Source organism: Flavobacterium chungnamense, from assembly GCF_039539165.1.
GTDB classification, from domain to species: Bacteria; Bacteroidota; Bacteroidia; order Flavobacteriales; family Flavobacteriaceae; genus Flavobacterium; species Flavobacterium chungnamense.
In genome coordinates this window covers 157,685-183,844 of sequence record NZ_BAABCS010000015.1, presented here as the reverse complement: position 1 = coordinate 183,844, position 26,160 = coordinate 157,685, and the positions used below count along the sequence as shown (strand labels likewise).

General features: G+C 30.6%; 29 protein-coding genes. 15 read left to right on the top strand and 14 right to left on the bottom strand.

Translation table 11 applies throughout. From position 1 onward, the window contains the following. Positions 1 to 200 precede the first annotated feature (200 nt). The 10 genes from deoC (at position 201) to ABD771_RS07930 (ending at position 8,305) form a co-directional block, all read left to right on the top strand. Positions 201 to 944: a deoxyribose-phosphate aldolase gene (deoC, locus tag ABD771_RS07975; RefSeq protein ID WP_345093200.1), complete on the top strand. Its 744-nt coding sequence runs from the start codon at positions 201 to 203 to the stop codon at positions 942 to 944. Between the two features lie 16 nt (positions 945 to 960). After that, a complete protein-coding gene (locus ABD771_RS07970) occupies positions 961 to 3,069 on the top strand; it encodes a gliding motility protein RemB (RefSeq protein ID WP_345093197.1) in 2,109 nt (702 codons plus the stop codon). Between the two features lie 89 nt (positions 3,070 to 3,158). Then, positions 3,159 to 4,061 (top strand): heme o synthase, encoded by a 903-nt coding sequence (gene cyoE, locus ABD771_RS07965; RefSeq protein ID WP_345093194.1) that lies wholly within the window; start codon positions 3,159 to 3,161, stop codon positions 4,059 to 4,061. Between the two features lie 2 nt (positions 4,062 to 4,063). Further along, the gene (locus ABD771_RS07960) at positions 4,064 to 4,642 is read left to right on the top strand and encodes a cytochrome c oxidase subunit 3 (RefSeq protein WP_345093189.1); all 579 of its coding nucleotides are present in this window, start codon (positions 4,064 to 4,066) and stop codon (positions 4,640 to 4,642) included. 42 nt (positions 4,643 to 4,684) lie between these two features. Beyond that, positions 4,685 to 5,719 carry a cytochrome c oxidase subunit 3 gene (locus ABD771_RS07955; RefSeq protein WP_345093185.1) on the top strand — a complete coding sequence of 345 codons (1,035 nt, stop codon included), beginning with the start codon at positions 4,685 to 4,687 and terminating at the stop codon, positions 5,717 to 5,719. A 19-nt stretch (positions 5,720 to 5,738) separates the two neighbouring features. Beyond that, positions 5,739 to 6,089 (top strand): cytochrome C oxidase subunit IV family protein, encoded by a 351-nt coding sequence (locus ABD771_RS07950; protein WP_345093181.1) that lies wholly within the window; start codon positions 5,739 to 5,741, stop codon positions 6,087 to 6,089. Positions 6,090 to 6,164: 75 nt separating this feature from the next. Beyond that, on the top strand, positions 6,165 to 6,821 hold the full coding sequence (locus tag ABD771_RS07945) for a hypothetical protein (protein ID WP_345093178.1): 657 nt from the start codon (positions 6,165 to 6,167) through the stop codon (positions 6,819 to 6,821). A gap of 5 nt (positions 6,822 to 6,826) precedes the next feature. Beyond that, positions 6,827 to 7,507 (top strand): SCO family protein, encoded by a 681-nt coding sequence (locus ABD771_RS07940; RefSeq protein ID WP_345093175.1) that lies wholly within the window; start codon positions 6,827 to 6,829, stop codon positions 7,505 to 7,507. A 2-nt stretch (positions 7,508 to 7,509) separates the two neighbouring features. Next, positions 7,510 to 8,046: a DUF420 domain-containing protein gene (locus ABD771_RS07935; RefSeq protein ID WP_345093172.1), complete on the top strand. Its 537-nt coding sequence runs from the start codon at positions 7,510 to 7,512 to the stop codon at positions 8,044 to 8,046. 106 nt (positions 8,047 to 8,152) lie between these two features. After that, the gene (locus ABD771_RS07930) at positions 8,153 to 8,305 is read left to right on the top strand and encodes a hypothetical protein (RefSeq protein ID WP_345093169.1); all 153 of its coding nucleotides are present in this window, start codon (positions 8,153 to 8,155) and stop codon (positions 8,303 to 8,305) included. Between the two features lie 5 nt (positions 8,306 to 8,310). On the opposite strand, the gene ABD771_RS07925 is transcribed toward ABD771_RS07930, so the two are convergent. Continuing rightward, on the bottom strand, positions 8,311 to 9,702 hold the full coding sequence (locus ABD771_RS07925; RefSeq protein WP_345093166.1) for a DUF4403 family protein: 1,392 nt from the start codon (positions 9,700 to 9,702) through the stop codon (positions 8,311 to 8,313). 140 nt (positions 9,703 to 9,842) lie between these two features. Between ABD771_RS07925 and ABD771_RS07920 the strand changes: the two genes are divergently transcribed. From ABD771_RS07920 to tsaB, 3 genes are all read left to right on the top strand, one after another. Beyond that, the gene (locus tag ABD771_RS07920) at positions 9,843 to 11,216 is read left to right on the top strand and encodes a TolC family protein (RefSeq protein ID WP_345093163.1); all 1,374 of its coding nucleotides are present in this window, start codon (positions 9,843 to 9,845) and stop codon (positions 11,214 to 11,216) included. A gap of 176 nt (positions 11,217 to 11,392) precedes the next feature. Beyond that, positions 11,393 to 12,688 (top strand): efflux RND transporter periplasmic adaptor subunit, encoded by a 1,296-nt coding sequence (locus tag ABD771_RS07915; protein WP_345093160.1) that lies wholly within the window; start codon positions 11,393 to 11,395, stop codon positions 12,686 to 12,688. Positions 12,689 to 12,711: 23 nt separating this feature from the next. Continuing rightward, positions 12,712 to 13,380, top strand: coding sequence for a tRNA (adenosine(37)-N6)-threonylcarbamoyltransferase complex dimerization subunit type 1 TsaB (gene tsaB, locus ABD771_RS07910; RefSeq protein ID WP_345093158.1), 669 nt, complete (start codon positions 12,712 to 12,714; stop codon positions 13,378 to 13,380). Here the strand turns inward: tsaB and ABD771_RS07905 are convergent. The 13 genes from ABD771_RS07905 to ABD771_RS07845 form a co-directional block, all read right to left on the bottom strand. Continuing rightward, positions 13,373 to 14,197, bottom strand: coding sequence for a mechanosensitive ion channel family protein (locus ABD771_RS07905; RefSeq protein ID WP_345093152.1), 825 nt, complete (start codon positions 14,195 to 14,197; stop codon positions 13,373 to 13,375). The genes tsaB and ABD771_RS07905 overlap by 8 nt on opposite strands. Positions 14,198 to 14,258: 61 nt before the next feature. Continuing rightward, the gene (locus ABD771_RS07900) at positions 14,259 to 14,648 is read right to left on the bottom strand and encodes a YtxH domain-containing protein (protein ID WP_345093149.1); all 390 of its coding nucleotides are present in this window, start codon (positions 14,646 to 14,648) and stop codon (positions 14,259 to 14,261) included. 37 nt (positions 14,649 to 14,685) lie between these two features. Then, positions 14,686 to 14,886, bottom strand: a complete 201-nt coding sequence (locus tag ABD771_RS07895; RefSeq protein WP_298305198.1) for a dodecin family protein — start codon at positions 14,884 to 14,886, stop codon at positions 14,686 to 14,688. Positions 14,887 to 14,987: 101 nt separating this feature from the next. Next, the gene (locus ABD771_RS07890) at positions 14,988 to 15,350 is read right to left on the bottom strand and encodes a nuclear transport factor 2 family protein (protein ID WP_345093146.1); all 363 of its coding nucleotides are present in this window, start codon (positions 15,348 to 15,350) and stop codon (positions 14,988 to 14,990) included. A gap of 29 nt (positions 15,351 to 15,379) precedes the next feature. Beyond that, positions 15,380 to 16,249 carry a pseudouridine synthase gene (locus ABD771_RS07885; RefSeq protein ID WP_345093143.1) on the bottom strand — a complete coding sequence of 290 codons (870 nt, stop codon included), beginning with the start codon at positions 16,247 to 16,249 and terminating at the stop codon, positions 15,380 to 15,382. A gap of 68 nt (positions 16,250 to 16,317) precedes the next feature. Then, entirely contained in the window at positions 16,318 to 17,097 is a 780-nt protein-coding gene (murI, locus tag ABD771_RS07880; RefSeq protein WP_345093140.1) for a glutamate racemase, read from the bottom strand. Between the two features lie 71 nt (positions 17,098 to 17,168). Then, positions 17,169 to 17,666 carry an OmpH/Skp family outer membrane protein gene (locus tag ABD771_RS07875; protein ID WP_345093207.1) on the bottom strand — a complete coding sequence of 166 codons (498 nt, stop codon included), beginning with the start codon at positions 17,664 to 17,666 and terminating at the stop codon, positions 17,169 to 17,171. A 33-nt stretch (positions 17,667 to 17,699) separates the two neighbouring features. Next, positions 17,700 to 18,689, bottom strand: a complete 990-nt coding sequence (locus ABD771_RS07870; RefSeq protein ID WP_345093137.1) for an OmpH/Skp family outer membrane protein — start codon at positions 18,687 to 18,689, stop codon at positions 17,700 to 17,702. Positions 18,690 to 18,722: 33 nt separating this feature from the next. After that, positions 18,723 to 21,488 carry a BamA/OMP85 family outer membrane protein gene (locus tag ABD771_RS07865; RefSeq protein WP_345093134.1) on the bottom strand — a complete coding sequence of 922 codons (2,766 nt, stop codon included), beginning with the start codon at positions 21,486 to 21,488 and terminating at the stop codon, positions 18,723 to 18,725. Then, positions 21,415 to 22,161: an undecaprenyl pyrophosphate synthase gene (gene uppS, locus ABD771_RS07860; protein ID WP_345093131.1), complete on the bottom strand. Its 747-nt coding sequence runs from the start codon at positions 22,159 to 22,161 to the stop codon at positions 21,415 to 21,417. Before uppS ends, ABD771_RS07865 begins: the two co-directional genes overlap by 74 nt. A 6-nt stretch (positions 22,162 to 22,167) precedes the next feature. Beyond that, complete coding sequence (porG, locus tag ABD771_RS07855; protein ID WP_345093127.1) at positions 22,168 to 22,848, bottom strand: type IX secretion system protein PorG; 681 nt, start codon at positions 22,846 to 22,848, stop codon at positions 22,168 to 22,170. 167 nt (positions 22,849 to 23,015) lie between these two features. After that, the gene (locus ABD771_RS07850) at positions 23,016 to 23,900 is read right to left on the bottom strand and encodes an NAD kinase (protein WP_345093124.1); all 885 of its coding nucleotides are present in this window, start codon (positions 23,898 to 23,900) and stop codon (positions 23,016 to 23,018) included. A gap of 3 nt (positions 23,901 to 23,903) precedes the next feature. Continuing rightward, positions 23,904 to 24,563, bottom strand: a complete 660-nt coding sequence (locus ABD771_RS07845; RefSeq protein WP_345093121.1) for a CBS domain-containing protein — start codon at positions 24,561 to 24,563, stop codon at positions 23,904 to 23,906. A gap of 114 nt (positions 24,564 to 24,677) precedes the next feature. Between ABD771_RS07845 and ABD771_RS07840 the strand changes: the two genes are divergently transcribed. Continuing rightward, entirely contained in the window at positions 24,678 to 25,391 is a 714-nt protein-coding gene (locus tag ABD771_RS07840) for a pyridoxine 5'-phosphate synthase (protein ID WP_345093118.1), read from the top strand. A gap of 1 nt (position 25,392) precedes the next feature. Then, positions 25,393 to 26,154, top strand: a complete 762-nt coding sequence (locus ABD771_RS07835) for an alpha/beta fold hydrolase (protein ID WP_345093115.1) — start codon at positions 25,393 to 25,395, stop codon at positions 26,152 to 26,154. Positions 26,155 to 26,160: the final 6 nt, after the last annotated feature.

Here is a 26,160-nt window from a genome sequence, read left to right as displayed (position 1 = left end):
CAAAAGTTTAGTTAAAATATTAAAATTCAACACTTTAAATATACTAACTTTTGCTTTTTTACCCAAATATTTTTACACTTTTATATCGAACTCACGTTATTTAGAATACTAAGCATCATTACTTCATTATTTTCTATTTTTGGAAGCAATAAATTGGATACAGATTTTTTGTACCTTTATCGTTTGTAATAATTAAGAAAATGAACATCAAGCACTATTTAGATTCTACTTATCTAAAAACACCCGAGCAAGCTGGACTTTCTGTTGAAGAAAACACCAAAGTAGTTCAAGGATTTATTCAAGAAGCTATAGATGAAGGTTTTAAACTTATCATGATTCGTCCTGATATGGTTGCGATGGCTAGAAAAATGATTAGTAAGGCTAATTCAATGGTTACGATAGGTACTGTAATTGGTTTTCATGAAGGAACTTATTCATTGGAAGATAAACTTACCGAAGCTAAAAAAGCTATTGAAGATGGTGTAGATGATTTAGATTTTGTATGCAATTATGAAGCATTCAAAAGAGGTGAGATCGATCTTGTAAAAAAAGAAGTTCTCGAAGGAACCAAACTTGGACTAGATCATCACAAAACAGTAAAATGGATTATTGAAGTGGCAGCATTAAGTAACGACCAAATTATCCAAATTTCTTCTTTGATTAAGAAGGTTGTGATGTCTAATTTTAAAGAAGAATGTTATCATTTGGTTTATGTAAAATCATCAACAGGTTTTTACAAAACAGAAAATGGTTTGCCAAATGGCGCAACGGTACCAACTATAATAATGATGTTAGAAAATGGTTCGCCTCTCTCTATAAAAGCTGCAGGTGGCGTTAGAACCTATGATGAAGCAGTAGAAATGATTAATCTTGGAGTTAAGAGAATAGGGACATCATCTGCCAAAGCCATTGCCAACGGACAAACAACAAACAGCGATTACTAAATTATATTCAAATAGGATGTTTAATAAAATAACGATAGCTTTTTTACTATTAAATGCATTATTGGTTACTGCTCAAAAAGGAAGTGAACAAATGCCAATTTTTCCAAACTGTGAGAAATTACAAGCAAAAGAACTTGAAAATTGTTTCAATACTGAAGTGCAAAATTTTGTTTACAATAATTTTCAAGTACCAACTAAGTTAAAAGACAACAACTACAAAGGAAGTATCATAGTCTTGTTTGAGGTTGATGACAAAGGAACTTTCAAAGTGCAATATGTTGATGCCATAGATGAGGATTTAGTAAAAGAAAGTAAACGAGTTTTTGCAGCTATACCAAAAGTGATTCCGCCAACGTATAACGGAAAGCCAACTTATGCAAAGTATACAATCAAAATAGCAATTCCACTTCAAAGTGCTGCTGAAATTCAAGTAGAAAAGGAGAAAGAGATTGAGGCTAGCAAGCCAACGACTATTTACTCGCCAAAAGATAAAAATAAAGAATTAACAGAATTTGATAGTATTGTCTATAAAAAATTCAATAATCCTCAGTTTCAAAGTCATTTAAGCATTCCATTGTCGCATAGTTTTTATGCCCAATTTGATCCAGCGATGAATCAAGTAGGTAGTAATAATCATACGGCATCCAAACCTTATACTTATTCTGAAGTTTCTAAATATTACAATTTAGAAGCAGAAAATCAAAAGCTAATGAAGAACAAAACTTCATGGTGGGGAAAAAAACTTTGGAATGAAAATACAGTTGCCATTCAAGGAGATGATTATTGGTTTACATTAAATCCTATTTTCGATTTACAAATGGGTAAAAGTGATCCAAGTGTTGTCGATTATACTTACGTTAATACTCGTGGAATTAAAGTGCGAGGTGGTTTAGGAAGTCAATTAAACTTTACAACAACCATTTTTGAAAGTCAAGGTCGTTTTGCTGATTATTTTAATAATTATGCTGTTTCGATAAAACCATCAGGAGGAAATCCGGCAATAATTCCAGGAATTGGAATTGCAAAAGAATTTAAATCAGATGCTTTCGATTTTCCTATGGCCGAGGCAAATTTGACTTTTGCACCAAATAAGTTTATTGATTTACAATTGGGTTACGGAAGAAATTTTTTAAGTGATGGATATCGTTCGCTGTTTTTAACAGATGGTGTAAGTCCTGTTCCTTATTTTAAAATAAACACTACATTCTGGAAAATTAAATATACCAACAATTATATGTGGATGAAAGATGTTAGAAATGACGCCACAGTTGATGGAACTTATGCGACAAAGTTTGTTGCAAACCATTATTTAAGTTGGAATGTTACTAAAAGATTCAATTTAGGTTTTTTCGAATCGGTAGTTTGGTCTAAACAAAACGATAGAGGATTTGACATGAGTTTTGTGAATCCAATTATCTTTTATCGTGCTGTTGAGTTTGCTTCCTCATCCAAGAGTGGTAATGCCTTATTAGGTTTAACAACAAAATATAAATGGAACAATCAAATTAATTTCTACGGACAATTTCTAATTGATGAATTCTCATTCAATGAAGTAAAGGATGCTAATAAAAGTTGGAAAAATAAATTTGCTTACCAAATTGGAGCAAAATATTTCAATGCGTTTAATATAGAAAATTTGATGTTACAACTGGAGTACAATCATATCAGACCTTACGTTTATTCTCATAGCGATGCGTTAACAAATTATGGAAACAGCAACCAAAGTCTTGGTCATCAATGGGGAGGAAATGCGAAAGAATTAATCGCAATTGCACGTTACCACAAAGGAAGATATTTTGCTGATGCAAAATTAACAATGGGTGTAAGAGGATTTGATTTTGACACTACTAAGAATTACGGTGGAAATATTTACCTAAGTTATAACGATAATAGAGCTTTTGATAATGGAGTTATAGTAGGTCAAGGAAATAAAACTAATATTGTAATTGCCGATTTACAAGCTGGTTATTTGATAAACCCAGCTACAAATTTGAAAGCTTTTGGAAGTATTATTTACAGAAATTTTAGCCCAACAGTGGAAACAGATGCTTTGAAAAAACAAAGTACTACTTGGTTTTCTCTTGGTTTGAGATGCGATATCTTTAATTGGTATTTCGATTATTAGAATTTTAAATAATTTTATGGTTTGTTTTTTGTCAAATCCTTTTTGATAAACTACTTTTGCACCATTAAAAAATCAATTTTTCAATACCATTGAATTCTACAACTAATACACTTTCATTCAAAGCAATCTTTAGAGATTTTAAAGAAATCACCAAAGCTGGTTTAGCAATAAGTGTTTTATTTTCTTCAATTGCCGGCTATTTATTAGGATTTGACGAAAGTCATCCGTTTAGTTGGACAACTTTGATAATGTTAATTATTGGTGGATATTGCATGGTTGGAGCATCAAATGCTTTTAATCAAGTGATTGAAAAAGATTTGGATGCATTAATGGATAGAACTAAGAATCGTCCAGTTCCTGCAGGAAGAATGTCGCCAAATGTTGCTCTGTTTGTAGCAAGTTTGTTAACGATTATTGGATTAATCTTACTCTATTTAATCAATCCGAAAACAGCAATGTTCGGAGCGATTTCAATATTTTTATATACAAGTGCTTACACGCCATTAAAAACGGTTACGCCACTATCGGTTTTTGTAGGAGCAATTCCAGGAGCAATTCCTTTCATGTTAGGATGGGTTGCTGCGACAGGAAATTTCGGAATAGAAGCAGGAACGCTATTTATGATTCAGTTTTTTTGGCAGTTTCCTCATTTTTGGGCAATAGGTTGGTTTTTATATGAAGATTATGAAAAAGCGGGTTTTTTTATGTTGCCTACTGGACAAAGAGAAACTAAAACAGCGACACAAATTATTTTGTATACATTTTGGCTAATTGTAGCATCACTATTACCTTGTTTGGGGTTTACTGGGCAATTTTTTATTAGCCCAATTGCAGCAGTTTTGGTTTTTCTATTAGGTTTATGGATGCTTATCTATGCTTTCAAACTATACAAACAAAGAACACCAAAAGCAGCTAGAGTATTAATGTTAGTAAGTGTTTCTTACATTACTTTATTGCAAATAATATATATAACAGATAAATTTTTAAGATAGTTATGATGACAACTGAAGAACATAAGGAACGCACAGCAAGGTCATATAAGCTCTTGTTGATTTTTGCGATGATAAGTATGGTGATGATGTTTGCTGGTTTAACCAGTGCAATGGTTGTAAGTAAATCAAGACCTGATTGGTTGAAAGATTTTCAAATGCCAACAGCTTTTTTTGTAAGTACTGCAATTATACTTCTTTGTAGTGTAACCATTCACTTAGCAAAAAAATCAATAAAGAAAGATGACAGAAGCGCAACGACATTATTTTTATTAGCAACACTTGCATTGGGATTTGGCTTTATTTATTTTCAATTTGAAGGTTTTGCTCAGTTATTTCATAATCATTTATATCCAGTTGGTGGAACAGGTTCTATTACCATTTCATTTTTATATGTTTTGGTTTATGTGCACATGGCACACTTAGCAGGAGGCATAATTTCATTATTAATTATAATTTATAATCATTTTAAACAAAAGTACAATTCGTCCCAATTTCTTGGTATTGAGCTAGGTGCAATGTATTGGCACTTTCTTGATTTCTTGTGGATTTATTTATTTTTGTTTTTATATTTCTTTAAATAAGAAAAAAATGTAAATTTGGGAACTTTTTAACAACAACTTTTTATGGGATCGACAGTTACTACTGCAAATACTGTAGGGAAATCATGGGATGGCGGAAATAATGAGCCATTAGGAGCAAGTTACGGAAAATTAATGATGTGGTTTTTCATCGTTTCTGATGCATTAACCTTTTCTGGTTTTTTAGCTGCTTACGGTTTTTCTAGATTTAAATTCATTGAAACTTGGCCTTTAGCCGATGAAGTGTTTACACACTTTCCATTTATGCATGGGGTTTCTGCTCCAATGTATTATGTGGCATTGATGACTTTTATTCTTATCTTTTCTTCTGTGACTATGGTACTTGCTGTTGATGCGGGTCACCAAATGAAACAAGGAAAAGTAGCTTTTTACATGTTTTTAACAATCATTGGAGGTTTAATCTTCGTTGGTTCACAAGCTTGGGAATGGAAAAATTTCATTCATGGTGAGTATGGTGCTGTTGAAACAAAAGGCGGAAGTATTCTGCAGTTTGTCGATAGTAAAGGAAAGCGTGTTGCTTTAGCTGATTTCGCGGTTGTATTACCTGAAGAAAGAGAACAGCTTACAAGAGGTAAAGGAAAATGGTTTATGGAAGAAGGAACTTTGTCTACTTATTCTGTAAATGAAGTTTTAGAGGGATTCAAAGCTCATCCAGATTTATTAGTAAGAACTGAAGTTATTAATAGTGAGGAAACTCTTAAAACTGTTCAAGGTTTAAATGAAGATAAATCATTAAACAAAGAAAAACATAAATTTATTCTTTCAAGAGCAGAATCTGAAAAAAGATTAGCTAATGCTACATTGGTAGTTGAAGGAGCTAATTTACAACACAATGAATATGGAAGCAAGTTATTTGCTGATTTCTTCTTTTTCATTACTGGTTTCCACGGTTTTCACGTATTTTCAGGAGTAATTATCAATATCATTATTTTTATTAATGTTCTATTGGGAACTTATGAGAAAAGAAGAACGTACGAAATGGTTGAAAAAGTTGGACTTTACTGGCACTTTGTCGATTTAGTTTGGGTTTTTGTATTTACATTCTTCTATTTAGTTTAATTTTTAGAAATTATATATTATGTCACACGAGCACGTTTCTAATACAAAAAGAATTTGGAATGTATTTTTCCTTCTTTCTGCAGTAACAATAGTAGAGGTTGTTTTGGGTATTATTAAGCCAGAATCACTTCATTTGACCAATATTTTAGGGATGAACCTTTTAAATTGGATATTCATTATTTTAACAGTATTTAAAGCATATTACATTGTTTGGGCTTTCATGCACATGGAAGGCGAAACTCCTGCATTAAGAAGAGCTGTAGTCTGGACTGTAATTTTCTTAATTATATATTTAGTTTTCATTTTACTTACAGAAGGAAACTATGTTTTTGAGGTATTTAAAAATGCTACCATTAAGTGGAATTTTTAACATTATATTAATTCAATAAAAAGGTACGCGTTGCGTACCTTTTTTTTATTTTTGTGTATTCAAATTTTGAAAAAAATGAAAAAGAAAATTGTTCTGTTTGTATTGTTCGTTCTTCCACTAGTTACTTATCTCTTTTTTGCATCAGGCGTTAATAGTTTTGTTAATCTTCCTACTATTACTAAGAATATTCCAGATATAAATACTTGGAAAACTTTAGATGATAAACCTGTTGCTCTTACCAATAAAATTACAATATTAGGCTTTATTGGTACTGATGTCGAGAAACGAAAAGGAAGTTTTTTTAATTTATACGAAAAGATTTATACTAGGAATAAAGATTTTAAAGATTTTCAAATGGTAATGATTTTTCCAGATGGAACTCAAGAGCAAGTTAAAGCATTAAAAGACGATATAAGTAAATTAGGAACTCAAGCTGGATGGAATTTTGTTTTTGGTTCACCACAGCAAATAAAAACATTCTATGACAAACTACAATTAGTTGGTAAATTGGATGAAAAGCTAGGAACACCAAATGTTTACATTGTAGATAAAAAGAGAAATCTTAGAGGTAGAAAAGGACAAGATAAAAAGGGCAAGCCAGAATATAAAGAAGGATACAATACTGTTTTAGTTTCAGAACTATACAATCAAATGATAGATGATGTAAAGATCATTTTGGCAGAATATAGATTAGCTTTAAAAAGAAATCACAACGCTTCAAGAAAAATATAATAGGCATGAAAAATAAATCTTATATCGGAATTTCATTTATTATTTTAGTATTTGGGATTATCTTTATACCAAAAATAATTGATCGCATTAAAGAAGGCTCAGTTGTAAAAAACGACAGAATGAGTCTCTCAAATGAAATTATAAAAGAGGATGGTTTAATAAAGATAGGGCCAGTTCCTAATTTTGAATTAACAGATCAAAACAGGACAAAAATATCTGATAAAAGTTATTTAGGTAAAGTATATGTAATTGAGTTTTTCTTTTCAACATGTCCTTCAATTTGTCCAATTATGAACAAAAACATGAAGGATATTCAAAAAGAGTTTTCAAAAGAGAGTAACTTTGGAGTAGCTTCAATTACTATAAATCCTGAAAATGACACTGTTGAAGTTCTTAAAGAACATGCAAATCAACTTGGGATAACAACTCCAAATTGGCATTTTCTAACAGGAAATAAGCAATATATTTTAAGTTTGGCCAATAAAGGATTCAATTTATACGCAGCTGAAAATAAAAAAGTAAATGGTGGTTTTGAACATTCCGGACTTTTTGCACTTGTAGATAAAGAAGGAAAAATAAGATGTAGAAAGGATAAGCAAGGAAATCCAATTCTATATTATGATGGGCTAGAAGCCGAAGGAGTAAAAGCAATAAAAGAAGATATTAAATTATTATTAGAAGAATAATCATGGATAATACAATAGAAAAAAAATTTAGAACACCAATTATTATTGTTTCAATACTAATTCCAATAGTAGTAGCAATACTTTTTTCGGTTAAATTGAAAGATTTTGGAATCAATGTGGAGCCACTTTCATTCTTACCACCAATTTATGCATCTATTAATGGTATTACGGCTATTTTATTAATTTTAGCAGTAAGAGCTATAAAAAATGGTAATCGTTCATTACATGAAAAATTAATGACTTCTGCAATTGCATGTTCAGTAATCTTTTTAGTTATGTATGTTGCATACCACATGACATCAGAGTCTACTAAATTTGGTGGTGAAGGTATAATCAGGTATGTTTACTTTTTTATTTTACTAACTCATATTGCACTTTCAGTAATTATAATTCCTTTAGTTTTGTTTACTTACGTTAGAGCATTATCTAAACAATTTGATAGACATAAAAAATTGGCTAGAATTACATTTCCATTATGGTTATATGTCGCAGTTACTGGCGTTGTTGTTTATCTAATGATTTCTCCATATTATGTGTAAAAACGATATAGAAAAAAGAGAAAAGAAAAGAAACTATAGACTTTTCATAATCTTCTGTACTCTATACTCTATATTCTATTCTCTTCCTTTAAAAGCACAATGTGCTATGTGTAGAGCATCATTAGAAAGTGAAGGAAATACTATGAAATCTGAAGCAGTAAATGACGGAATTGTTTACCTGATGGTTATTCCGTATGTGTTGGTTGGTATCGTAGGAGTAGTAGTTTATAGAATGTATACCAAAAAGAAAACGCAATAATTTACTTATTCCATTCCATCAATTTTAATGTTCAGTTTGCCTGATGTAGTTATAAATGCAATTATAGCTTCGTTGGTTAATTCTACTTTTTCAAATTCAAAATCGTTCAAAGTTCCGTTTACAAATACACCTTTCATTGGTGAGTAATTACTCAAGTAAGGCAATAAACTTTTTTTGCCTTCATCTAAATTTTCTTTTATAGAATAACGACAATTTTCTTGAATTTTTCTCAAAATTACGCCTTGCAACAACCAATTAGCTGTTTTCGTCAAAAGACCTTTGGTGTTCAATACATAATCCATTTGTTCAAAATAAATTTCTTTTGTAACCGAATTATAATTTGGAATTCCAGAAAGATAAATTGATCCATTGATGCTTCCAGTCATGTCAAGAGCAATAATCATTTTACCATCTTTCGACCATAAATCAACTTTTTGTACCGTTATTTTTCTACTTCCAGAAGCAAATTCTTTTCCTTGAAAATTCTTAGTTATTATTCGTGAAGCACTTTCATAGGTAGAAATTGCCGCAACAGTAGCAGTGGTTTTATCTGGAACAGTAGCAACTGGTTTAAAAGTCACGGATTCTTTATCAAAAACATTTTTTGGTTCTTGTCCAACCATAGTTTGCATAGTACATTTCAATCCTAAGTTCATTTTTATTTTACTTTTTTGCAATTGTGCATCAGTAACATAAACTTCAATTGGATTCATTTTAAACCAGGTTTCATATTGTTCACTAGTCTTAAATGGTGTTCCCAAAGTTTCTAAAACATTCAAAACATAAGGTTTGAAATCACAAGATTTTTCAATGGCATCATCAATTTTTTTGGCTACTTTCGATTTAAAAATAGATAATGTAGGACTGATTATATAAGTTATTGGAACTTTTTTCCCAGCAACTAATATCGTTGGACTTTCACTCCATTCAAAATCTTCAATAACTGAGCTAGTATTCATTTTCCAATTTGATAATTTGGCTGTACTGAGTAAAGTTATGGTTCCATTTAAGTCAATTTCTCGCGTGTCATTTAACCCCATGAACTCCGTACCGTATTTTATTTTTGACCAAATTTTTAAAGGCAAAACAGATTTTATTTTTCCGTCTTTTTCAATTAATTTTATGGTGCCTGTTTTCCAAATTTTCATTTCCGTTTTGTCATCCTCAAGATTATTATCCTCATAAATCAATCCAGTTAAGGCTTTGTTTAATTGATTTTCGATTTCTTTTAATGAAACTTCCATGGGCATACTTACGAATGAAGTTGTTGTTTTGTATGCCATTGGAGTGTTTTGAGAGGGCTCGGGTTTTATGGTAGCAATCTTGTTTGTTGACGAACAACTAAACAAAATGGAAAGTAGAATAAGCGAAATTAATGCAAGAAAAGTGTTTTTCATTTTTAAATCAAAATTAATTTGGGTGTGAATGTAACAAAAAAAGTAATTTGACGTCAGATAAGAAAATGTTAATTTAATTGTTTTGATGATAAAACGCTTAAATTTGCATTATTGTATTTTAACTGTTGATTAAAATAAACATGAAAAACGTAGTTTTTAAAATAATTTTCCTTTTTACATTAGTTTTAGGATTTTCATCCCAAGCTCAATCAAAAAAATGGACCATACAAGAATGTGTCGATTATGCTTTAAAAAATAATATTAGCATTAAACAAACCGATTTAGACGCACAAACAACTGCAATTTCTAAGAAAGATGCTATTGGAAATTTTTTACCAACAATTAATGCCAATACTTCACACTCTTGGAATATTGGTTTAAATCAAAATATCACAACAGGTTTACTACAAAATCAAACGACACAATTTACCTCCGCAGGTTTAAATTCAAGTATTGATATCTATAATGGATTGCAAAATCAAAATAGACTTCGTAGAGCTAATCTTTCAATTTTGTCTGCTCAGTATCAACTGACTAAAATGAAAGATGATATTTCTCTAAATGTTGCAAATGCTTTTCTTCAAATTCTTTTCAATAAAGAGAATCTTAAAGTTCAAAAAGAACAATTAGCCAACGATGAAAAACAGCAAAAAAGAAGTGAAGAATTGGTGGCATCTGGTGTAGTCCCAAGAGGTGACTTGTTAGATGTAAAGGCAACTGTAGCTGCAGATAAACAAAGAGTTGTTACAGCAGAAAACACATTGTTTTTATCAAAATTGAGTTTGGCTCAATTGCTACAATTGGATGATTTTAAAGATTTTGATATTGCTGATGCTGATTATGAAGTAAAACCTAGCGCTACGATGTTAGAAACACCTGAAGATATCATTGCAAAAGCAAAACAAGAACGTGTGGAGTTAAAAATAGCCAAAACAAATCTAGAAATAGCCGAAAAAGACGTTAAGATTGCTAAAGGAGCTTTTCAACCAAGTTTATCTGGATTTTATAGTTTTAGTTCAAGAGTTAGTTATGCAGATAGAATATTATTTGATAGCTCGGGTTTCCCATATACAGCAGGTGCACTTCCCTTCTTTGATCAATTTAGTAACAATAAAGGGCATAATTTTGGAATGCAATTAAATATTCCGGTACTGAATGGTTTGTCAATCAAGAATAATGTTGAGCGTTCAAAAATTGCTTTTGAGCGTTCTAAGACAGTTGAAAAACAAGCTACATTAGATTTAGAACGAAATGTTTACACAGCAATTACTGATGCTAAAGGAGCACTTAATGCTTACGAGTCAGCAACCACAACTTTAGAAGCTCGTAAAGAAGCTTTTAATTATGCTAAAGAAAAATATGCGGTAGGTATGATGAATAGTTTTGATTACAATCAGGCACAATTATTATATGCTAATGCACAATCAGAAGTAATAAGAACTAAATACGATTACATTTTTAAAGTTAAAGTTGTAGAGTTTTATTTTGGAATTCCAATTATTGAAAATAAATAAAATGAATAAAAAAGTGCTATTAGAATGTATTAAAGCGTTTTCCATTGGTGCTATTATTGGATTAATATTTATGTATTTCAGAAAAACGGATTCGCTCTCGATGCCAATAATTTTTGGATTCATAACTTTAAGTATTCATGCAAGAAATAATACCTATATAAAAAATAAATAAGATCATGTCAAAAAAGAAAATTTACATAATAACTGGAGTTATTTTAGGATTAGTAGTTTTATTAATAGCTTTATCAAAAGCTGGTGTTTTTGGAGATAGAGATAATTCTACAGAAGTTGAAACTGCCAAAGTTGACGAAATAACTATCATAGAAACAGTATCAGCAACTGGAAAAATTCAGCCAGAAATTGAAGTAAAAATATCTTCTGAAGTTTCTGGAGAAATTATTGCTTTGCCTGTAAAAGAAGGTCAAGTGGTTAAGAAAGGTGATTTATTAGTGAAAATTAATCCTGATTTGTACACTTCTGGATTGAATCGTTCTGTATCAAATTATTCTGGTACTAAAGCTGGATTAAGTCAAGCTGATGCCTCTTTTAAAGAAGCTCAAGCCAACTATGATAGAAACAGATCGTTGTATGAAAAAGGAATTATATCACGTTCAGATTGGGATAAAGCTATTGCTTCATTTGAAGTGGCAAAAGCTAGCAAACAATCGGCTTATTATAATGTTCAAAGTGCTAACGCAACTGTAAAAGAAGCAAAGGACAACTTAGGAAGAACTACAATTTACTCTCCAGCAGATGGAACAATTTCTATGTTGAATGTAGAATTGGGTGAAAGAGTTTTAGGAACCCAACAAATGACAGGAACTGAAATTTTAAGAGTTGCCAATTTAAACAACATGGAAGTTGAAGTTGATGTCAACGAAAATGACATCGTTAAAATCAACATAGGAGACGAAACAAATATTCAAGTTGATGCTTATTTGAAAAAAGAGTTTAAAGGAATTGTTACAAGTATTTCTAACTCTGCTAGCTCAACTACAACAGCTGATCAAGTAACAAACTTCAAAGTAAAAGTTAGAATTTTAAAAGAATCATATTTAGATTTAATTGAAGGAAAACCAGATACTTATTCTCCTTTTAGACCAGGAATGACAGCTACTGTTGATATCATTACTACAAGAAAAGAAAAAGTTATTGGTGTGCCAATTAGTTCTGTAGTTATAAAATCGGATACAACGGCAACTAAGAAATTTGAAGTTGAAGATGGAGAAGAGGAGAACAAGGTTAAAGCTAAGTCGGATAAAAAACTGGAATGTGTTTTTGTAAAAGTAGGTGATAAAGCTAAAATAAAAGTAGTAAAAACAGGAATCCAAGATGATACTAACATTGAAATCATCTCTGGTCTTCAAAAAGGTGATGAAGTAATTGTTGGGCCTTATGTAACAGTTTCCAAAAATCTAAATTCTGGAGATAAAGTTAAAATCACTGCTAAGAAAGAAGAGGCAAAAAAATAGAACTTAAAAAGATTATCTTTTAAATGGGTTATATTCTTAATATTGAAACGGCTACCAAAAATTGTTCTGTGGCTTTAGCCAAAAATGGTGAAACTATCTTATGTAGAGAAATGGCTGAACAAGGATTTTCTCATGCAGAAAAATTACATCTGTTTATTGAAGAGATTATAAAGTCAGCAGGAATAATATTTTCTGATTTAAGTGCTGTTGCAGTAAGTCAAGGACCTGGTTCGTATACAGGATTACGAATTGGCGTTTCTGCTGCAAAAGGATTATGTTATGCACTAGAAATACCATTGATTTCAGTTGATACTTTGACAATTTTAGCAAATCAATTGCAAATAGAAAAAGGAATTATTATTCCGATGATTGATGCACGAAGAATGGAAGTTTATAGCGCTATTTTTAATGCAAAAAAAGAAATGATAAGGGAAGTTCAAGCTGAAATTCTTACGGATTCTAGTTTTTCAGATATTGAGGATGCTGTTTATTTCGTGGGTGATAGTAATGAAAAAGCAAAAACAATATTATCAAAATCTAATTTTAATTTTGTTGACACAATTTTTTATCCTTCAGCTAAGGAAATGAGTTCTATTTCGTATAAAAAGTTTATAAATAATTCTTTTGAAGATGTGGCTTATTTCGAACCTTATTACTTGAAAGATTTTATGTTGCAAACAAAATCTATTTAGAATTTTCTCTTACAAAAGGTTGTATTATTATACCTTTTTTATCAAAAGCAGCTTTGCAATTTTCTAATATATCTGAGGATACTTCTCCAAAATCTTCGTTTTTAGACCACGGACGAATTGCTAAGTGGATTGCACTATCTGATAAATCTTTTACAACGACTATAGGTTCTGGATTTTTCAAAACTTTTGAATGGCTTCTCATTACTTCTAAGACAACTTCTTTAGCTTCTTTAATGTTTGTTTCATAAGAAAGTGAAAATACCAAATCAACTCTTCTCATTCCTGCAACAGAAAAGTTTGTAATAATTCCATTGGATAATATTCCATTCGGTATAAAAATGGTTTGATTGTTGGCTGAAGTAAGTTTGGTTACAAATATTTGAATTTCTGTTACTGTCCCAATTACTCCTTGTGCTTCAATAGTGTCTCCAACTCTAAATGGTTTAAAAAGAATAATCAACATTCCACCTGCAAAATTTGATAAAGAACCTTGAAGGGAAAGACCAACAGCCAAACCAGCAGCTCCTAAAATTGCTACAAATGACGAAGTTTCTATTCCAAGTTTTGATATAAAAGTCACGAATAACAAAATTCGTAAAACCCAATTTAAAATATCCGCCAAAAACTTTGAAAGCGTTGGGTCTAACTCACGTTGAACCATTAATTTCTTAACCAATCGATTTATAAATCGAATTACATAAATTCCAACAAAAAGAATGATGAATGCTGAAATTAACTTTGGCGAATAACTAATTAATACATCAAAAAATTGCTTTGTGTATTCTTCTAAACTGTTAATGTGTAGTGTCTTTTCCATAATAAAAAATCACACTAAAAAGTGTGATTTAAATTTTTACAAAGATAGCTTTTTTCCAAAATTAATCAGCATCTTCTTCAACTCTATTTGCTTCTTCCGACGGAGTCGCTGGTGCAGCTTCGTCAGCATCACCAGTTAAAGAGTTAACTTTTTCTTTTACAGTATCAACGGCATTTCCGGCCATTTCTTCTGCTTTATCTGCAAGTTCGCCTGCTTTTTCTTTTACAGTATCAACAGCATTCTCAATTGCTTCACTAGCAGCAGGAACATATTCTGCTACTTTTTCTTTTGCAATTTCTGCATATTCTTCAGCTTTTTCTACTAAAGGTGCAGCTGTTTCTTTTACTTTTTCAATTGCTTCTTCAGCAAAATCTTCAGCTTTATCAGCAACTTCACTTACTTTTTCTTTGGCTGAACCAAATAAATTTTTAAAAAATCCTCCTAATCCCATAGTTTTTGTTTTTTGTATTGGTTAAAATTAATATTGTTTATTCAATTTCAAAAGTAAGTTTCAAATTTACTCTATATTCTGTTACTTTTCCATCTTTTACAGCTGCACTATGCTCTTGAACATAAACGGATCGAATATGTTTTAAAGATTTTGCTGCTTGTTCAACCGCTTTTTGTGTTGCATCTTCCCAGCTTTTTTCTGAGCTTGCAAGTACTTCGATTACTTTTAATACTGCCATAATTTATTTATTTGGTTAAAGTAATAAAATTACAAAATTTATAAATACGATAGTATTTTGTTTTATAGAAATATTGCTACAATTAGCTGTTTTGCATAATTTTAGCCATGATATACTCGTGAAGCAACTATTAGGCCTTCTTTTATTTCTAATACTTCTGCAACTAGCATTGCTTCTTCGTTATCTACATTTCTTATATATTCCATAAATACTCTGTCAGAATTTGCTGTTAGGGAAGTTACTTTATATTGCAAACTTGGTAACCGTTCAAAAGCATCTTGCCACCATGTTCTTAGTGCGTCTTGCCCTTTAACTAGTCCATTTGTTTCAGGATGTCTAATTTTTAATTTCGGACTAAAGTGTTCCGCTTCATTATCATATAGTGAAAGTAATTTTTCTAAATTATGCGTGTTAAATGCTTCAAACCAAGCATGAGCTATAGATAAATTTTTTTGAGTTGTCATAGGGATAAAAAAACCAAGCTTTTGCCTGGTTAGATATTTTTTAAATTAATTATTTCTTGTTCTGTCAGCGCTCTCCAATTTCCTCTTGGCAGATTTTTTTTGGTTAAGCCAGCAAAGGCAACACGATCAATTTTTATTGTAGTATAGTTGTAGTTTTCAAATATAGCTCTAACAACTTTTACATTTGGAGTTCTTAACTTGATTCCAATTTCATTCTTTGGCTCATTTTCGATATAACTTATTTCATCTACAAATAGTTTATGACCATCTAATGTTACACCTTTTGAAATTTTTTCTAAATCTTCAAATTTTAAATTTTTATCTAAGGTAACTTGATAGATTTTTGGAGATTTTTGATTTGGTAAACTAAATTTTCTAATAATATCGGTATCATTTGTAAAAACTAATAATCCAGTGGTGTTTTTATCCATTCTACCAATAGGTTGCATCTTAGATGTTGTTGCTCCTTTTATAAGTTCCAAAACATTTCTATGATCGCCATCTTCATCATTTGAAGTCGTGAAGTTTTTGGGTTTGTTTAAAACAAAATATTCTTTCTTTTCAGGCATTAAAGTTGCGCCGTCAAAATTTACAACATCACCAGGCTTAACTTTATGTCCCATTTCTGTAATGACAATTCCATTTACTTTTACATTCCCAGATTGAATATAAATATCAGCATCTCTTCTAGAGCAAGCACCAGAATTTGAGATGTATTTGTTCAAACGAATATCATCTGATTTTATTGGTTTTGGAACATTTGGAGAATCTTTTTTAACTACGGGTTTTCTATTTTGAGAACGTTTGTCCATAGCAGGTTTAGAAGTCGTAGTAGATTTTTTTCTATCACCACTTGGTTTACTAGGTCCAGTTCGTTTTTTATTATTAGAATTATTCATGCTTATATTTTTTGCAAAGATACTCTATTTGAGCTTAACTTTTGCTAAGAATATGAAAGCAAAGGGATTTAGAAGTCTTTTTCTAAAACCTTAAACTTATTTCCAAGAATTTCAATAAGTACTTTTGGGTTGGTATTGGTATAAAAAAGTTGCTCACTTTTCTCATTTATTTCTCTAAAGCCTACTTTTTCATATAAGATTTTTTTGGTTTGCTTGGCAACTGCTTCTCCAGAATCTATTATTTTGATATTTGATGGTAGAATTTTTTTTATTTGAGGGATTAAGTAAGGGTAGTGGCTACACCCAAGCACCAAATAATCTATGTTACATTCCATCATAGGATTTAGATATTTTTTCAATAAATCCTTCATCTCTTTAGAATTTATTTCACCATTTTCTATTAGTTCAACAAGACCAAATCCAATTTGTTCTATTATTTGTATGTCTTGAAATTGCTCTACATGTTTGTAAAATAACTCACTATTTAAGGTTCCTTTAGTTGCAAGAATTCCTATTTTTTGTGTTTTAGAATGTAATGCTGCTGGTTTTATAGCTGGTTCAATTCCTATAAATGGGATGTCGTATTTTACACGTAATTCTTTTATTGCATTGGTTGTAGCTGTATTGCAAGCTACAACTATAATTTTACAATTTTGATTAAGAAGAAACTCTGTATTTTTACTACTTAAATGAATAATTTCATCTTTGGATTTTTGACCATAGGGAGCATTTTTGCTATCCGCTAAATAAATGGTATTTTCATTAGGAAGTAATTGATGAATTTCTTTCCAGATTGAAGTTCCACCAATTCCCGAATCAAATAGTCCAATAGGATTGTTGTTTGTCATAAAGCAAATGTAAAAAAAAACTGCTCAATTTATTTGAGCAGTTTTTAAATATTTTAGATTTTTAAATTGGATTAAAATCCTAAATCTTTTTTTACATCAGCGGTAATGTCTGTTCCATCAGCCAATAATAAATCACCAGCGTTTAGTACGTAATTAAAACCTTTAGCTTTTCCAACTTTTTGGATAGAAGCTTTTACTTTTTCAGTGATAGGTTTCATTAGGTCTGCTTCTTTCTTTTGTAAATCTTTTTGAGCAGTTTCTTGATATTCGCCAATTCTTCTTCCCATGTCTTGCATTTCTGATTGACGTGTTTGGTTTACAGCATCAGTTACAGTTGCAGCTTCAGCATCATATTTTTTAATTTTAGCTTGATACTCATCTACCATAGTTTTGTACTCAGCAGTGTAAGTATCACTCAATTTTTTCAATTGATTTTGAGCATCAAGTACAGCAGGCATTTTAGTCATGATATCATTAGTATCAACATGTGCTACTTTAGTTTGAGCACTCATTGTTTGAAAGCCAAATAAAGCTACTGCTGCTATTAAAAAAGTTCTAAATTGTTTCATCATTCTTCGTATTAATTATTGTTTTTATTTATTTTAAGGTTTATTATTTTTTGCGTCTTCTTTTGCTTTTTTTGCAGCTTCTCTATCGGCTAATATTTTGAGTCTTTTTTCTTCGGCTGCTTTTTTTCTATCATCAATTAGCTTTTGTCTTTCTTCTAAAGATTTTTTCTTTTGAGCTTCAACTTCTGCCTTTTTATCAGCTACTGCATCTGTTTTTGTGTCTGCATCTTTATTATCTGTATTAGGCTTATCAGAAACTGTGCCACTTTTTTTGTTATTCTTCTCTTCAAGCAATTGTTTTCTATTTGCTTCAGCTTCAGCTTTCTTTTCTTCAGCAAGAAGTTTCTTGTCTTCAATCATTTTTAGACGAGCTGCTTTTCTTTCTTCAACTTGTTTTTGTCTATCAGAAAGTGCTGGATTATCGTCAATCATATCTTGCTTGCGTTCTCTCTCTTCTTCAAGCTTCAATTGTTTGGCAGTCATTTCCTTTCTTTTCTCGGAACGAGTTAGAGCACTTACAACACGATCACTAATATCGTGTTTTTTTGCAGCAAAAAGCATTGTTAAATCAGATGATTTGTCGAAAATATAATCGTATTTTTTTGCTTCAGCAATATCTTGAACAACGTTGAATACTTGATCTTGAATAGGCTTTACTAAAACGGCTTTTTGAACAATTAGTTCGCCATTTGGACCAAATTTTTTCTGAGTATATTCTAATAATTCATTTTCTTGAAAAGCAATTTCTTCTTCTCTTTCTGCAATAAGTTCTTTAGTAAGGAGAACTTTTTCGGTTTTTAAAGCTTCTTTTAACTTTGCAATATCATTTTTTTTGGTTTCAATTTCTTGCTTCCATTTTTCTGCTTTTTGTTCCAATTGGTTTTTTGCTTCAGCATAATCAGGAACTTTTTCTAAGATGTACTCCATATCGATGTAGCCAACTTTGATCCCTCTTGTTTGCGCATTTACATTGTTTGTTACGGCTAATGTTACAAATAATGCTAGTAAAATGTATTTCTTCATAAACTTAAGTTTTAGAAATGTTAAGCAAATATACTAAAATTGTTGACCAATAATAAAATGTGTTTGCCATCCACTTTTTTCTGTTAAACCTGGAACTGCATCAAAGCCGTGTGCAAAGTCAATTCCTAATAATCCGAACGCTGGCATGAAAACTCTAATTCCAAATCCGGCAGATCGTTGTAATGAGAACGGATTATAGTCTTTAAAATTGTCAAACGATGTTCCTGCTTCTAAAAAAGATAAGGCATAAATTGAAGCTTGTGCTTTTAAAGTAATAGGATATCTTAATTCTAATGAGAATTTGTTATAGATTGAACCACCATTTACAGAAGATAATGATTGATTTGGATAACCTCTTAATTGTACTACTTCACGACCATCTAAAGCAAAGTTGGCTAAACCATCTCCACCAACAAAGAATCTTTCAAAAGGAACAACTCCTCTAGCAGAATTGTATGCTCCAAGATAACCAAATTCTCCTAAGGTTCTCAAAACAAGTGCGTTTTGATCATTACCATATAATTTAGTAAACCAATCAGCTTTAAATTTTACTTTATAATATTCTAACCAATTAAATCTTTTTTGGTCAATTTTAGATTGGTCTGCATCTGCTTCGCTAAAATCATTAACTTTAACTATACCTGTTGTAGTTAGTCCAGTTAATGGATTTACAACTGTAGCTTCTTTAATATAATCTCCATCGTTAATTAAAACTCCATCAGCACCAAAATTTAAATCTTGAATTGATGATGCCGAATATCTTTTTTTGTATTCTGCCTGGTCTCCTAAATTAGCATAATCTATATTGTTGAAAAGAGAATAAGGTAACGTAAATTTCGTTGAAAGACTAAACTCTGATCCTTTTGTTGGATATATTGGGTTGTTACCTTTACTATTTCTGCTTAATCCAATATTGAAAGCAAGGTTTCTTGAAGAACCATTACCAAATGTAAACAAACCTGTGTTGTAGTTATTTAAATCATAATATTGAAAACTTACAGCATTTGAAAGTGTGAAATAATCATCTGGAACAGTTAATCTTTTGGCAATACCTACAGATAATGATGTAATGTTGAAACTTTTACTTTTATCTACACTCGCTGAAGAACCAGTATATAAAAATTGTTTACTTTGAGATAAAGATGTAGAAAAACTTACTGGTTTTTTTCCACCAAACCATGGTTCTGAAAATGATAAACTATAGGTTTGAAAGAAAGTACTTGCTTGTAAACGTAAAGAGACTTTTTGTCCATCACCCATTGGAAGAGGTTTGTAGGCATCTTTTTTGAACATATTTTTTACAGAGAAGTTGTTAAATGATAAACCAAGTGTTCCAATGAAACCACCACCTCCATAACCTCCTTGAAGTTCAATTTGGCTTGATCCTTTTTCAACTAAATTATATTCAATATCAACAGTTCCAGCAGTTGGATCTACATTTTTGAATTTTGGATCGATTGCTTCAGGATCAAAGAATCCTAATTGTCCAATTTCTCTAATAGTTCTAACTAAGTCGTCTTTACTATACTTTTCACCTGGTTTTGTTCTTAACTCACGATAGATTACTTTATCATTTGTTTTATCGTTACCAACAACAGTAATTTTATTGAAGTAAGCAATTGGTCCTTCAGTTACTCTAATTTCAAAATCAATAGAGTCATTAGCTGTTTTTACTTCTACAGGATTAATGTTAGAAAACAAATAACCGTTATTTTGATAAAGGTTAGTTAAATCTTCTCCGTCTGGTTTCGTTTTATCTGCAACTCTTTTTTCAAGAAGAACACCATTGTAAGTATCTCCTTTTTTGATTCCAAGAATTGTGCTTAAAAGTTGATCTGAATATACTGAGTTACCTAAGAATTTAATATTTCCAAAGTAGTATTTTCTTCCTTCCTCTACCTTAATATTTATTGCAAGTTTATTTTTTTTCTTATCTAACCAAACGGAATCACTAACAACCCTAGCATCACGAAACCCTTTCTCTTTGTAGTTGTCAACAATTTTTACCAAATCCTCTTCATACTTTGTTTTAATAAATTTTGAAGCTTTAAATACTCTGACAGGATTAACAACTTTAGTGTTTTTCATAGACTTTTTTAGTTTTTTACTAGAAAACTCTTTATTGCCTTGAAATGCTATTTGTTTGATTTTTATTTTTTCACCTTTATCAATATTTACAACCATATTGACAGTATTTGAAGTAGTATCTGCTATGGTTCTAATATTTACTTTAGTATTAAAAAACCCGTCTTTTTTGTATTTATTTTCTAGGTAATTTTTTGTAGTTGTAATTAAATTTTCATTTACAATTTTACCTTTTGTAAGTGAGTTTTCTTTAATTAATTCTTCAACTTTATTTTTTTTGATACCAACAAATTTAGCTTCACTTAATTTAGGTAATTCTACGATTTCTAAATCTAGAAAGATACTATCTCCTTTAATTTCATTAATATAAAAATCGATGTCGCTAAATAAACCTAATTTGCCAAGCTTTTTTATTGCTGCACTAATTTCTTCTCCAGGAACTGAAATATTTTGACCTTTTTCTAATCCAGAAAAAGTAACAACTGTTTGCTGATTGTAGCTGATTTTACCTAATACATTTACATTTCCAAGAATGTATTTTTTTCCTTGGTCAAACGGCAATCTATCTTGTGCATTTGATTGAAAAACAACTCCTAAGAATAAAAGTGTTAGTAAAGTTTTAATATGATTGATTGACACTTTAGGATTGTTTAATTTGTTCACTTGTTTTTCCAAATCTTCGTTCTCTTTTTTGATAGCTAATGATGGCTTCATATAAATGTTCTTCTGTAAAATCGGGCCACAAAACATCAGTAAAAAACAATTCTGCGTAAGCTATTTGCCAAAGCAGAAAATTACTGATTCTATGTTCGCCACTCGTTCTGATTAATAAATCTACATCAGGTAGATTGTGCGTGTAAAGATGCTCATTTATAATTGATTCATCAATAGCGTCTATTGAAATTATATTATTTTTAACTTTATTACTAATGTTTTTAACAACATTTAATAATTCTTCTCGCGAACCATAACTTAATGCTAAGGTTAAAGTCATTCGAGTATTATTTTTTGTTTTTTCTATTACCTCATTTAATTCTTTTAGAATTGACTTCGGCATTTTGGAAAGATTTCCAATGGAATTAAGGCGTATGTTGTTTTCTTGAAGTGTTTTTAATTCTTTTCTTAACGAACCAACTAGTAACTTCATTAAAGTGTCTACTTCAAGTTTTGGTCGGTTCCAGTTTTCTGTAGAAAAGGCATACAAGGTTAAGTTTTCTATGCCCATTTTTGCACACGTTTCAACGGTAACTTTAACAGATTTTGTTCCGCTTTCATGACCTAAAGTTCTCAACAAACCTTTTTGTTTTGCCCAACGACCATTGCCATCCATAATGATAGCAAGGTGTTTAGGTAAATTCTCTTTATTTATTGATTCTAATAAACTCATATTTTTTTAATCTGCACAATAGCATGGTTTTTCACCAAAGGTATAGGTTAATGTAAAACCAGAAAAAACATACCAATCTTTACTATTTATATTTCCAAATTTTAATGGTTCCAAATTTTCGTTTTTTGGCAAACTACCATCTAAATTATCTGTCATTGTATATCTTGCTCCAACTTCAACTCCCAAAATTAAATTAGGCATTATGTTAGATTTTACACCAACTATCATAGGTATTGCAAATGTACCATGATTGATGTCAATTTTTGAAACCCCATTAATTACATATAATTCATCATAATTAGTGTAACTCAATCCTGAATAGACATATGGTGTTACTATTTTATCAAAATTATGAAGATTAAAATCGAAAAAATTAAACTCCAAACCTAAAGATAATTCTTTAATGCTATTTTCAAAATCATACCCTCTTTTATATCTTCCTGGCACCTCTGAATCTAAATCATTTGCTGTTATTTTAGATTGTGTGTAAGATATTCTCCATGAGTGTCTAGGACTTTTATTCCACTTGTAAATCAGGCCATAAGCCAACTCATTTGGATTCACATAATTTGCTTTTCCAACTTCACCAATATAATTGCTACCACCAAGAAAAACTCCAACTTCGTGAATCTGAGCGTTTAATTTTGTTAATCCTAATATAAAAATAAATAAAAATATCCTTTTCATTAATTGAAAAATAGCGTGCAAATATAACAATTATAGCCACTAATAAAACATGATATTAGTATTTATAATAAATTAAAATTGACACAGTTAAAGTTTAAAATAAAATTCATTTAAAATGAACTGCTATTTAACGGAAAAAAGTAGGAAGTAGTATTTTAAAAAGAGTATTAATTTCGTTTATCTTCACCCCAAAGAAGTTTATTTCTTAATGTTTTTAGGAAAGTTTCGTTTGGGATTTCTACCATATTAATTTTGAAAGGAGTCTTTCTAATAATTAATTCTGCATTGTTATTAAGAGTTGCAATTCTAGAATCTAATGAAACTAAATATTGTTCCTCTCTACCTGAAACTTTCAATTTAATTTCGGTATCATCAGGAATTACCAATGGACGTGCATTCAAATTATGAGGCGCAATAGGAGTAATTACTAATCCTTTGACTTCTGGAGTTAAAACTGGTCCACCACAACTTAAAGAATAACCTGTTGAACCTGTCGGAGTTGAAATAATTAATCCGTCTGCCCAATAGGAATTTAAATGCTCACCATTTAATGAAGTGTCAATTGTAATCATCGAAGTAGTGTCTTTTCTGCTTACTGTTACTTCATTCATGGCAAAATTCAGTTCATTGATTTGTTCGTTTTCAGGATTGCATTCCAAGCTAAGTAGCGTTCTTTCAGAAAGAGTGTATTCTTTTTTTAATACAACTTGCAAAAATGTCTCAATGTTTTCTTTTTGAACTTTCGCTAAAAAACCTAATCTTCCTGCATTAATACCAAGAATGGGAATTCCTGAATCTCTTATATAGGTAGCTGCTCTCAATATAGTACCATCTCCACCTATACTTATAAGTAAATCAAAACTTGAATTTAAACATTTGAAGTCATTAAATGTTTTATACTCTTTTTTCAGAATTTCTTCATCATATAATATTTTGAGAAATTTTTCTTCTATAACCAATTCAACATTATTGTTGTTGAAAAACAAAAAAATGTCTCGAATAATTGGTCGAGTATCGTTTTGATAATATTGTCCGAAGATTGCAACTTTCATTTTCTAGATGTTTAAATATTTATCCAAATAATCGGAACGCTCTCTCAAACTGTTCAAATAATTATCTTCATGATGTTCAGAAACTATTTCGTAATTGTACCTTCTGAAGGTTTGAATAATATCATTCATGCTTCCAAGAGCAATTTTTATTGTTATTTGAACACTTTCAACATCTGCTTCAGAAACAAATAACCCTAAAAGTTTACCATTATTGCTCTCTACAATTTGGGCAATTTGACTCATGGAATAATCTATAAGACTCTTTTTTACTACAATGATGCCGCCTTGTTCTTTAAGAAATGGAGTTTCATGAAAAAACTTGACAATATCTTCTAATTCATAATATCCTAGATAAGAATTTTCTTCATCCAAAACAGGTACAATATTGGTATGGTTTTTAGCAAAAACTTCCAAAACATCTAGCCATATCATATTTTTTCTGGCGAAGAATCCTTCTAAAGTATATTTGTAGTCAGCTACTTTTTTATCAATGTCAAAAGTCTCTACATCATCAGCAGCAATGCTTCCAATATAAATACCTTCATTTAAAACAGAAAAGTGAGAATAAGGAACATCTAAAAAAAAGTCTTGAACATCAGCAATAGTTTGCTGACTATCAATGGCTTTGTAATCATTAGTTATATAATCTGTAATTTCGGTCATAGCAATTAATCAATATTTGTTGCAAAATAATCAAATTTTAGGATATAAATCCTTATTTTAACTTTGTATTTTTGTAATCAGAATTTCAAAAATGAAATTTTCAAAAAAAAAGTTATGACAAAATTAAGTGTAAATATTAATAAAATAGCAACCTTACGTAATGCACGTGGTGGAAATGTTCCTGATTTGTTGCAAGTAGCCAAAGATATTCAAAAGTTTGGAGCGCAAGGAATTACTATTCATCCACGTCCTGATGAACGCCATATTCGTTACCAAGATGCTCGCGATTTAAAACCAATTGTTTATACAGAATTCAACATTGAAGGTAATCCACAACACAATTTTATTGATTTAGTTTTAGAATGTAAACCAACACAAGTGACTTTGGTTCCAGATGCAATTGGAGCTATTACCTCTTCTGCTGGTTGGGATACTGTAAAAAATCAATCGTATTTGAAAGAAGTAATTCAAGAGTTTCAAAGGAATGGAATCAGAACATCAATTTTTGTTGATCCAATATTAGAAATGGTAGAAGGTGCTAAACAAACTGGAACAGAAAGAATAGAGCTTTACACAGAAGAATTTGCACATCAATATGGTTTAGGAAATTTTAAAGGAATTGAACCTTACACTAAAGCATCAGTTTTAGCAAATGAATTAGAATTAGGTATCAATGCTGGTCACGATTTAAGTTTGGATAATATCAAATTTTTCAAGGAAAATATTCCAGGATTATTAGAGGTTTCTATAGGTCATGCTCTAATTTCTGAAGCATTATATTTAGGATTGGATAATGTTGTTAATATGTATTTGCAAAAATTGAAGTAAAATGTTGCATTCAAGAATAGAAGGAGAAGGAAAACCATTGCTGATAATTCACGGATTTTTAGGAATGTCTGACAATTGGAAATCTTTTGGAGCTTTATATGCTGCCAAAGGATTTCAAGTTCATATTTTAGATTTGAGAAATCATGGAAAAAGCTTTCACTCAGAAGATTTTAATTATGATATTATGGCTCAAGATGTTTTGGAATATTGTCAAAATCATAATTTGAATCAAGTTTCCTTAATAGGACATTCCATGGGAGGAAAAGTAGCTATGATTTTTGCAACCAATTATCCGGAAATGGTAGAAAAATTAATTGTAGCCGATATTGGTCCAAAATATTATGCACCACATCATCAAGACATATTAGCAGGATTGAATGCAGTAGATTTTACTTCAAAGCCAGACAGAGCTTCAGTAGAAGAAACTTTATATCCTTTTATTCCAGATTTTGGGACACGTCAATTTCTAATGAAAAATTTATATTGGGCAGCCCCAGGACAATTATATTTTCGTTTTAATTTGAAAGTTTTTAATGATAAAATTGAAGTTATTGGAACGGCTTTGCCAGAAGAAGCTCAATTTGAAAAACCAACACTTTTCATTCGTGGTGGTAATTCAAGGTATATTCTTGATACAGATTTACCTGAAATAAAAAAACATTTTCCTAACTTTGAATTAGCAACAATTCCAAATGTAGGACATTGGCTTCATGCAGAAAATCCGCAGTTGTTTTTTGAGGAAACGGCACGTTTTTTGGAATAATATTGT

What these genes read in the sequence shown, in the direction of transcription:
- deoC (WP_345093200.1), top strand. Translation starts at nt 201, where the DNA reads ATGAACATCAAGCACTATTTAGATTCTACTTATCTAAAAACACCCGAG.
- ABD771_RS07970 (WP_345093197.1), top strand. Translation starts at nt 961, where the DNA reads ATGTTTAATAAAATAACGATAGCTTTTTTACTATTAAATGCATTATTG.
- ABD771_RS07960 (WP_345093189.1), top strand. Translation starts at nt 4,064, where the DNA reads ATGATGACAACTGAAGAACATAAGGAACGCACAGCAAGGTCATATAAG.
- ABD771_RS07955 (WP_345093185.1), top strand. Translation starts at nt 4,685, where the DNA reads ATGGGATCGACAGTTACTACTGCAAATACTGTAGGGAAATCATGGGAT.
- ABD771_RS07950 (WP_345093181.1), top strand. Translation starts at nt 5,739, where the DNA reads ATGTCACACGAGCACGTTTCTAATACAAAAAGAATTTGGAATGTATTT.
- ABD771_RS07945 (WP_345093178.1), top strand. Translation starts at nt 6,165, where the DNA reads ATGAAAAAGAAAATTGTTCTGTTTGTATTGTTCGTTCTTCCACTAGTT.
- ABD771_RS07940 (WP_345093175.1), top strand. Translation starts at nt 6,827, where the DNA reads ATGAAAAATAAATCTTATATCGGAATTTCATTTATTATTTTAGTATTT.
- ABD771_RS07935 (WP_345093172.1), top strand. Translation starts at nt 7,510, where the DNA reads ATGGATAATACAATAGAAAAAAAATTTAGAACACCAATTATTATTGTT.
- ABD771_RS07930 (WP_345093169.1), top strand. Translation starts at nt 8,153, where the DNA reads ATGTGTAGAGCATCATTAGAAAGTGAAGGAAATACTATGAAATCTGAA.
- ABD771_RS07925 (WP_345093166.1), bottom strand. Translation starts at nt 9,702, where the DNA reads ATGAAAAACACTTTTCTTGCATTAATTTCGCTTATTCTACTTTCCATT.
- ABD771_RS07920 (WP_345093163.1), top strand. Translation starts at nt 9,843, where the DNA reads ATGAAAAACGTAGTTTTTAAAATAATTTTCCTTTTTACATTAGTTTTA.
- ABD771_RS07915 (WP_345093160.1), top strand. Translation starts at nt 11,393, where the DNA reads ATGTCAAAAAAGAAAATTTACATAATAACTGGAGTTATTTTAGGATTA.
- tsaB (WP_345093158.1), top strand. Translation starts at nt 12,712, where the DNA reads ATGGGTTATATTCTTAATATTGAAACGGCTACCAAAAATTGTTCTGTG.
- ABD771_RS07905 (WP_345093152.1), bottom strand. Translation starts at nt 14,197, where the DNA reads ATGGAAAAGACACTACACATTAACAGTTTAGAAGAATACACAAAGCAA.
- ABD771_RS07900 (WP_345093149.1), bottom strand. Translation starts at nt 14,648, where the DNA reads ATGGGATTAGGAGGATTTTTTAAAAATTTATTTGGTTCAGCCAAAGAA.
- ABD771_RS07895 (WP_298305198.1), bottom strand. Translation starts at nt 14,886, where the DNA reads ATGGCAGTATTAAAAGTAATCGAAGTACTTGCAAGCTCAGAAAAAAGC.
- ABD771_RS07890 (WP_345093146.1), bottom strand. Translation starts at nt 15,350, where the DNA reads ATGACAACTCAAAAAAATTTATCTATAGCTCATGCTTGGTTTGAAGCA.
- ABD771_RS07885 (WP_345093143.1), bottom strand. Translation starts at nt 16,249, where the DNA reads ATGAATAATTCTAATAATAAAAAACGAACTGGACCTAGTAAACCAAGT.
- murI (WP_345093140.1), bottom strand. Translation starts at nt 17,097, where the DNA reads ATGACAAACAACAATCCTATTGGACTATTTGATTCGGGAATTGGTGGA.
- ABD771_RS07875 (WP_345093207.1), bottom strand. Translation starts at nt 17,666, where the DNA reads ATGAAACAATTTAGAACTTTTTTAATAGCAGCAGTAGCTTTATTTGGC.
- ABD771_RS07870 (WP_345093137.1), bottom strand. Translation starts at nt 18,689, where the DNA reads ATGAAGAAATACATTTTACTAGCATTATTTGTAACATTAGCCGTAACA.
- ABD771_RS07865 (WP_345093134.1), bottom strand. Translation starts at nt 21,488, where the DNA reads ATGAAGCCATCATTAGCTATCAAAAAAGAGAACGAAGATTTGGAAAAA.
- uppS (WP_345093131.1), bottom strand. Translation starts at nt 22,161, where the DNA reads ATGAGTTTATTAGAATCAATAAATAAAGAGAATTTACCTAAACACCTT.
- porG (WP_345093127.1), bottom strand. Translation starts at nt 22,848, where the DNA reads ATGAAAAGGATATTTTTATTTATTTTTATATTAGGATTAACAAAATTA.
- ABD771_RS07850 (WP_345093124.1), bottom strand. Translation starts at nt 23,900, where the DNA reads ATGAAAGTTGCAATCTTCGGACAATATTATCAAAACGATACTCGACCA.
- ABD771_RS07845 (WP_345093121.1), bottom strand. Translation starts at nt 24,563, where the DNA reads ATGACCGAAATTACAGATTATATAACTAATGATTACAAAGCCATTGAT.
- ABD771_RS07840 (WP_345093118.1), top strand. Translation starts at nt 24,678, where the DNA reads ATGACAAAATTAAGTGTAAATATTAATAAAATAGCAACCTTACGTAAT.
- ABD771_RS07835 (WP_345093115.1), top strand. Translation starts at nt 25,393, where the DNA reads ATGTTGCATTCAAGAATAGAAGGAGAAGGAAAACCATTGCTGATAATT.